The organism is Pseudoalteromonas sp. S1650, from assembly GCF_005887195.1.
Taxonomy (GTDB): Bacteria; Pseudomonadota; Gammaproteobacteria; order Enterobacterales; family Alteromonadaceae; genus Pseudoalteromonas; species Pseudoalteromonas simplex.
In genome coordinates, this window is record NZ_PNDF01000069.1 from 21,810 (window position 1) to 29,665 (window position 7,856).

The following is a 7,856-nucleotide window of genomic DNA, read 5'->3' on the forward strand; positions in this document are numbered from 1 at the left end:
TTAGTTCCTGATAATTACACAAAAAGGATTTAAAATGATTGTCCGGGTTTTAATTGTTTGCTCTTATTTTTTAGCATTTCCAATGACAGTGTTTGGAAGCGAAAAATTGGTTTTTTTCTTCGAAAATAGATATGGTGAGGAGATACAAGTTTCCGCATCTGAATCCTCTTCGGGCGAGATAAATTATACATTTATGATCTCTAACGACTTGGAGCCAATAGATGTATTTTATGATTATGTTGTTTCAACACTTTCGAAACAAAACTACATATATGTTCAAAGTGGTGCCCCTTGTTCTGGTTGTAATGTTGCACACTCCAAGAACTTGGCCCCTGATCCCGACTTCGATTTTAGCACTCACTCTGTACCTATGGTTAGAGAGTCAATGACTGCACGTTCTAGCTTAGCCAATAAGTTTATTGAAGGGGTGGTGAATGCAGCAGGTACCCGCACTGTTGATGAAGTCTATAATCTCGCAAAAAATCAGAAAAAGAGTGAAAGCCCCTTAAAGTTTATTGTTAATTCTAGAAATGGAATTGCAATGTCTCTCTGTGAAATAACTGCATCGGGTTGCGAAGATATGCCTGAAGTCGTTGTTTTGAGGTTAAACAACAATGTTTTGGTATTTGAAATTGAAAGGGGAAATGATTTAAATTATTGGGAAAGAACAGAAAAAATTAATAGTGCAATAGTTAATTACGCTAGAGCTAAAAAATACACATGTAGAGTGACTTTTACAGGTGATAAAGATGATCTAAAAAGCCAGATAACCTGTTTCCCTTCGTATTAGTAATAGCAGGTATCGTATTTTATTTGGGATACGGTACCTGCTGATTAGACTTAATTATTACAAGCACACCAACAGCACTGAGTAGTATCACCACCGCCCACACTGGCCAATTGCCATATTGGCTATAAATGCTATCGCCTTTAATTAACGTGATATTGGCCTCAAGTACATCCGCTTTAAATTGTGGCATAGCTAATTGTGATTTAGCGATAGGGTCGTAAACGGCGCTAATACCATTGTTGGTCACGCGAATTAGTGGGCGCTGTAACTCTAGGGCGCGCATACGCGCTATTTGCATGTGCTGATGCGGGCCATGTGAGTCACCGAACCATGCATCGTTACTCACCGTGAATAAAATGTCGGAGTCACTGCGATAATTACCACGAACTAAGTCGGCAAAGGCAATTTCATAGCAAATAGCCGGCAAGATATTTAAGCCATTAGCGCGTAAATTGTTTTGCACTTCATCACCGCGAGTGAAGGATGACATAGGCAAATCAAACAGTGGCGCAATTGGGCGCAAGAAGTCCTGAAATGGCACAAATTCACCAATAGGTAATAACTGATGCTTTTGGTAGCGGTTTTTACCTAAATACTGATAATGACCTTCACTGTCATTGTGTTCTTTTTTACCCAGCACAATTAGCGTATTAAAAATGTTACGTGTGTCGTATTGGTAATCAACGATACCGGTAATAAGTGCGGTGTCATTAAACGTTGCAGCACTATCAAGGCCTGTTAAATACTCGGTTGATAATGCTTCAAGCTCAGGCACAGCAGCTTCTGGCCAAACAATTAAATCAGCATTCCAATGCAGGCGAGTCATATCTTGGTATTTGCTCATAGTCGTCCAAAACTCAGACGGCTCAAAGCGAAGGTGCTGTTTAATATTACCCTGCACCAGTACAGTTTTAATGGTTTTATCTTGGTAGTGTAGCTGGCTGCTGCTTGCAATCGCATTTAAGCCAGCTAATAGAGCTACAGAGGCGATAAGAGGTTTACCATCTTTATTTGCTAGGCGATATAAAGCAAACGCAATTAACATACATACAAGCGTAATCCCAAACTCGCCAATTACCGGGGCTAAAAAATTAAGTGGGCTGTCTGTTTGCGTGTAACCAAAGCTCAGCCACGGAAAGCCTGTTAGCAATGTGCCACGTAAGTATTCTGTGGTTGCGATAGCGGCGAGGAACCAACATATAAAGCTATATGGGCCTTTAGCAAGGCGTGTTGCCAGCCATGTAGCTAATGCAGGGTAAAGGGCTAAATAAGCACAAAGCAGCACCATTAACGAAATTGATGCGATTAATGGCATGCCACCAAAGGTCGCTATTGATACATGCACCCAGCTTATACCTGCACCAAACCAACCTAAACCAAATAAAAAGCCATATTTAGCACTTTGTTTAGCGGCTAATTTACCGTTTGCGAGAGGGTTAATGCAGTAGAGTAGAGCACCAAGGGAAAGAAAAGTTATAAACCATAGGTTATAGGGTGCGTAACTTAAGGTTAAAAAGAGGCCCGCAACAAGTGCGAGCCAGGCTTTTTTATCTTTCGCAAGGTGACTTAGGTTAGTTAGCAGTTTCTTCACTGTCGTTATCATCAGCCTTTGGAATGGTGACTTGCAATTGTAAGATACGGCGGTTGTCTGCGTTAGTGACTTTAAATTGTAAGCCTTCTACCTCGATTGTTTCACCACGGCTTGGCATGTGGCCAAATGCATGTAAAACAATACCACCTATGGTGTCAGCATCTGAGGTGCTGTAACCGGTTTTAAAATACTCATTAAAGTCATCAACTTCAGTCAGCGCTTGCACAGCGTAAACGTGCTTTGCAACTTGGCGAATATCTTGTAGGTCTTCACTTTCATCGTGCTCGTCTTCGATTTCACCCACGATGATTTCAAGGATATCTTCGATAGTGACAAGACCAGACACACCACCATACTCATCAATAACAATCGCCATGTGGTAACGTTGTTGACGGAACTCATTAAGCAGCGTGTCTACACGTTTACTTTCAGGCACTACAACTGCAGGACGCAAATATTCACGTAAAGAAGGCAGTTGCTCATCTTTGTTGATGATCAGTGGTAATAAATCTTTTGCTAATAAAATACCTTCAACATGGTCTTTGTCTTCACATACCACAGGAAAACGTGAATGTGTTGAATCAACCATCATAGGTAATAGCTCTTCTAATGGTGTATCAACCTCTAAGGTTACCATTTGCGAGCGTGGGATCATGATGTCCCGCACTTTCAGCTCTGATACACCTAGCACCCCTTCAATCATATCCTTGGTTTCAGGGTCGATAAGGTCGCGTTCTTGCGCATCGGCAATTACTTCTACCAGCTCTTCTCTATTCTGGGGTTCCCCTTGCAACATTTGGGCTATGCGGCCCAGCCACGTTTTGCCAGAAGAACCCTGGCTAGTTTGCGAGTTGTCGTCGCTCATTGCGTCTAATTGCTCCGTTAATTTAAATATCGTCTCGATATGGGTCAGCGATGTTCAGATCGGCAAGTAATTGCTTTTCTATGCTTTCCATTTCAAGTGCATCTTCGTCCTTTATATGGTCAAATCCAAGTAAATGCAAGCATCCATGGATAACCATATGGGCAAAATGGTCGTGAAAGGTTTTTTCTTGCTCAATTGATTCGGCTAAAACAATAGCCGGACAAATGATTAAATCACCTACTAAAGGTAACTCAATGCCCGGTGGTGCTTCAAATGGAAAAGATAAGACATTAGTCGGTTTATCTTTGCCACGGTAATCATTGTTGAGCTGCTGGCTTTGTGCTTCATCGCTTACCACTATAGTCAGCTCTGCATCTTCACGGTAGTTGCTAAGGGCTTTGTCAGCCCATAGCTGGAATTGTTCAAAGCTTGGTAAGTCGTCAAACTCACAGGCTATTTGTAAATCTAATTCGGTCACGAGTTTGCTTCTTGTTGGTTTGCTTGCGCTTCTTTCGCACGTTGTTTCTCTGCACGTTTTAAACGTTCTGCTTCATCGTTTCGCTCATAAGCTTCAACGATACGAGCAACAACCGGATGGCGAACCACATCGTGTGATTGGAAGAAGTTAAAGCTAATTTCATCGACACCGTTTAATACTTCGATGGCATGACGTAGGCCTGAGCGGGCACCGCGCGGTAAATCGACTTGAGTAATATCACCCGTAATCACCGCTTTTGAATTAAAACCAATACGGGTTAAGAACATTTTCATTTGTTCTGCTGTGGTGTTTTGGCTTTCATCGAGAATAATAAACGCGTCATTTAGCGTACGACCACGCATGTAAGCAAGGGGCGCGACTTCAATCACGTTTTTCTCAATTAGCTTTTCTACACGCTCAAAACCCAGCATTTCAAATAATGCATCGTATAGAGGGCGTAAATACGGGTCGATTTTTTGGCTTAAGTCACCTGGTAAAAAGCCTAGTTTTTCACCAGCTTCAACCGCAGGTCGAGTTAATAAAATACGGCGAATTTCTTGACGCTCTAAGGCATCAACGGCTGCAGCAACCGCTAAATAAGTTTTACCTGTACCGGCTGGGCCAATACCAAAGGTAATATCGTGGTGCAAAATATTTGCAACATACACGCCTTGATTATCATTGCGCGGTTTAATAACGCCACGGCGAGTTTTAATCACCATGTCTTTGCCATATACACCTGGGTTTTCATCTTGCTCAAGCGCATTTGATTCGCTAATTGCCAAATGTACGGCTTCAGGTTCAATCTCGCCAATCAGGCCGCGAATAGGTTGAGTTTCAATATAGAGGTTTTTTAGTATCTCAACAGCCGCTGCTGCAAGGTGCAGTTTACCGGTTACTCTGAAGAAATTATCACGGTGTGCAATCTCAACACCAAGGCGGCGTTCAATTTGCTTAATGTTTTCGTCAAACGGACCACATAAAGATGAAAGGCGTTTGTTGTCGGCGGGTTCTAAATAAATCTCTAATGTTTTTAACTGATTACTCAAAATTGCTTCCTATTGATGGGTGCAGGCTGTGCCTGCACCAAGTGTCACCCTAAGGTACGAAAGTAGCAACGCCAATTTCGTTAGGGGCCGCAGCGGCCTCAGCTTCAGCAGCTTTACTTAAAATAGCTGAAGGTGCCACATCACGACGTAAGTTCATTTCTGATTCTGTACGAATTAGTTCACCACGTAAAGAGTTTGGCAATGCTTCTGTAATACGTACATCAACGAATTGACCGATCACTGAGTGAGGGCCTTCAAAGTTAACCACTCGGTTGTTCTCAGTACGGCCACGTAATTCCATTGGGTTCTTCTTAGAAGGACCTTCAACTAGGATACGCTGTTCGGTATCAAACATTTGGCGGCTGATTTGCTGCGCCATTTGCGTGATACGGTTTTGCAGAATGTATAAACGTTCTTTTTTCTCTTGCTCTGTTACGTCATCTGGTAAATCAGCAGCAGGCGTACCAGGGCGCGCACTGTAGATGAAGCTAAAGCTCATATCAAAACCAATGTCATTGATAAGGTTCATAGTTGCTTCAAAGTCTGCTTTGCTTTCGCCTGGGAAACCAATGATGAAGTCTGAAGACATGCTTAGGTTAGGGCGAATTTTACGTAACTTACGAATCGTAGATTTGTACTCGAGTGCAGTGTGACCACGTTTCATAAGGTTAAGAACACGGTCTGAACCACTTTGCACTGGTAAGTGTAGGTGGTCAACAAGCTCAGGTACGTCTGCGTACGCATCAATGATATCTGGCGTAAATTCTACAGGGTGCGATGTGGTATAACGAATGCGGTCAATACCGTCAATCGCAGCGACATAACGTAGTAAGTCAGAGAAGTAACAAATTTCACCGTCATGAGTTTCACCACGATACGCATTTACGTTTTGACCAAGTAGGTTTACTTCGCGAACACCTTGCTCTGCAAGTTGGGCAACTTCAAGTAATACGTCATCAAGTGGGCGGCTTACTTCTTCACCACGCGTGTAAGGTACTACGCAGAATGTACAGTATTTAGAGCAACCTTCCATAATTGATACAAACGCAGTAGGGCCTTCCGCTTTTGGCTCAGGTAAACGGTCGAACTTTTCAATCTCAGGGAATGAAACGTCAACTACCGAGCTGCTGTCACCACTTTGCACTTGCTTAATCATTTCTGGTAAGCGGTGTAATGTTTGCGGGCCAAAGATTACATCAACAAACGGTGCACGTTGACGAATTGAATCACCTTCTTGCGATGCAACACAGCCACCAACACCAATGATTAACTCTGGTTTGTCGTCTTTTAATAGTTTCCAACGGCCTAGCTGATGGAATACTTTCTCTTGTGCCTTTTCACGGATTGAACAGGTATTGAGTAAGATCACGTCAGCGTCTTCAGCTTCTTCAGTTAACTGATAGCCGTTAGTCGCATCTAGTAGATCAGCCATTTTCTGAGAGTCATACTCGTTCATCTGACAACCCCAGGTTTTAATATGCAGCTTTTTACTCATTGAAATATAGCCTCGTTTTCAATTCGGTAGTGACACAAAAATGTGTTAGAAACAGGATTAAGTGGCAAGTATGCCGACTTAAAGGACGCGTATTTTAGCTGGATACCCGCACAGATCCAAGTATAGTTTTTATCTTTGTGGTGTGAAATCAAACAAGTCACTGTTTTGAAATTCATAAGCGGTAAATGCACTGACACGCAATATTGAATTACGTTACAATTTATCCCGTATTTAAATAGCCAAACGAGCGAATATTAAATGAATAAAAATAAGGTAATTGTTGTCGGTGGCGGCATGGTAGGTGCTGCTACTGCTGTAAAACTGGCCAAGCAGGGTAGGGATGTCACCGTTATTGAAAAGCACCTTATCGATGCTGATCACATTTTAAGCTCAGGTAAGGTAGATATTCGCATTTCGGCTATTAATCGTTTTTCAGAGAATTTACTTGATGAGCTTGGTGCAATGCCGTTACTAAGACAAAATCGTATCGCACCTTATCAACAATTAGAGGCCTATCAGCAACAAGGCGAGAATTTATTGTTTGATAGCCATGAGATAGGCGAAACGCATTTAGGTCATTTAATCGAAAATAATTTAATTCAAGCAAGTCTTTGGCAGCAATTCGCCAAGTACAACATCGAAGTGATAGAGCAACTATCAGCCATTACGGATATTACTCAATCGGCTGATTCAATCACCTTACATTATGGCGATACTCAATATACCGCTGATTTAGTTGTTGCTGCAGATGGTGGACAGTCACAATTGCGAACTAAAGCTGGTTTAGGTGTAACGGGTTGGCAATATGGCCAGCATTGCATGGGCGTGTTAATCAAATTAGATGCCCCACAGCAGGTAAAAACGTGGCAACAATTTACGCCAACCGGCCCTGTAGCGTTTCTACCGATGCAGGCGCCTTATGCTAATTTAATTTGTTATCACGATGCTGCGGTTTTAAAGCAGTGGCAAAAGTTGTCGAATGAGCAACTTAAAGCAAAACTCATTGAACATTTTCCTGAACTACCGGGCGACTTTGAATTACTTGAGCATGCTGTTTTTCCACTTGCACGCCAACATGCCAATGATTACTCGCACGGACGTTTAGTTTTAGTGGGTGATTCGGCGCACACAATTAACCCGCTTGCTGGGCAAGGTGTGAACCTAGGCTTTCAAGATGTTGTAGCACTGGCAGATATTTTGGCAGATCAACCTGATGTTGGTCAGCAAGCGTTATTAAAACGCTACGAGAAAAAACGCCGCCACGCTAATTTACTGATGATGAGCATGATGGATGCATGTTACTTTGGTTTTTCAAACGAGATTAAACCACTGAGCTGGGTGCGCAGTAAGTTTTTAAAGCTTGCTAATAACACAGGCCCTGCAAAGAACTGGGTTTTAAAGTATGCGATTAGCGGGACATTAAGTTGAACGTATAAAAATAATCGTACTAAATACAAAGAAGCGGGGTAATGAAAATTAGCCCGTTTTTTTTACGCTAAAAATTACCGAATATACTTTGGAGAAACTTGAAACTTGAAACTTGAAACTTGAAAGGGTAGTAAGTAGTTGGCTGGGATACCAGGATTTG

At 42.2% G+C, this 7,856-nt stretch carries 7 protein-coding genes; 2 read left to right on the forward strand and 5 right to left on the reverse strand.

Annotation, left to right across the window (positions count from 1 at the left end; translation table 11 throughout):
* The first annotated feature begins 34 nt into the window (after positions 1 to 34).
* Complete coding sequence (locus CWB80_RS18400; protein ID WP_138602623.1) at positions 35 to 790, forward strand: hypothetical protein; 756 nt, start codon at positions 35 to 37, stop codon at positions 788 to 790.
* 19 nt (positions 791 to 809) lie between these two features.
* Here CWB80_RS18400 and lnt read toward each other — a convergent pair whose 3' ends face one another.
* The 5 genes from lnt to miaB are packed head-to-tail and all read right to left on the reverse strand — an operon-like array spanning position 810 to position 6,268.
* A complete protein-coding gene (gene lnt, locus CWB80_RS18405; RefSeq protein WP_171041556.1) occupies positions 810 to 2,381 on the reverse strand; it encodes an apolipoprotein N-acyltransferase in 1,572 nt (523 codons plus the stop codon).
* A complete protein-coding gene (corC, locus tag CWB80_RS18410) occupies positions 2,362 to 3,246 on the reverse strand; it encodes a CNNM family magnesium/cobalt transport protein CorC (protein ID WP_054551660.1) in 885 nt (294 codons plus the stop codon). The genes lnt and corC overlap by 20 nt, the downstream gene beginning before the upstream one ends.
* Before the next feature lie 22 nt (positions 3,247 to 3,268).
* Positions 3,269 to 3,724: an rRNA maturation RNase YbeY gene (ybeY, locus tag CWB80_RS18415; protein ID WP_054561820.1), complete on the reverse strand. Its 456-nt coding sequence runs from the start codon at positions 3,722 to 3,724 to the stop codon at positions 3,269 to 3,271.
* Positions 3,721 to 4,773 (reverse strand): PhoH family protein, encoded by a 1,053-nt coding sequence (locus CWB80_RS18420; protein ID WP_054551658.1) that lies wholly within the window; start codon positions 4,771 to 4,773, stop codon positions 3,721 to 3,723. Before CWB80_RS18420 ends, ybeY begins: the two co-directional genes overlap by 4 nt.
* A gap of 49 nt (positions 4,774 to 4,822) precedes the next feature.
* Positions 4,823 to 6,268, reverse strand: a complete 1,446-nt coding sequence (gene miaB, locus CWB80_RS18425) for a tRNA (N6-isopentenyl adenosine(37)-C2)-methylthiotransferase MiaB (protein ID WP_138602619.1) — start codon at positions 6,266 to 6,268, stop codon at positions 4,823 to 4,825.
* 258 nt (positions 6,269 to 6,526) lie between these two features.
* Between miaB and CWB80_RS18430 the strand changes: the two genes are divergently transcribed.
* Positions 6,527 to 7,696, forward strand: coding sequence for an FAD-dependent oxidoreductase (locus CWB80_RS18430; protein ID WP_138602616.1), 1,170 nt, complete (start codon positions 6,527 to 6,529; stop codon positions 7,694 to 7,696).
* Positions 7,697 to 7,856 lie beyond the last annotated feature (160 nt).

Bases quoted from the DNA above. Each gene is read 5' to 3' on its own strand.
- corC (WP_054551660.1), bottom strand. From the start codon at position 3,246: ATGAGCGACGACAACTCGCAAACTAGCCAGGGTTCTTCTGGCAAAACG.
- CWB80_RS18400 (WP_138602623.1), top strand. From the start codon at position 35: ATGATTGTCCGGGTTTTAATTGTTTGCTCTTATTTTTTAGCATTTCCA.
- CWB80_RS18430 (WP_138602616.1), top strand. From the start codon at position 6,527: ATGAATAAAAATAAGGTAATTGTTGTCGGTGGCGGCATGGTAGGTGCT.
- miaB (WP_138602619.1), bottom strand. From the start codon at position 6,268: ATGAGTAAAAAGCTGCATATTAAAACCTGGGGTTGTCAGATGAACGAG.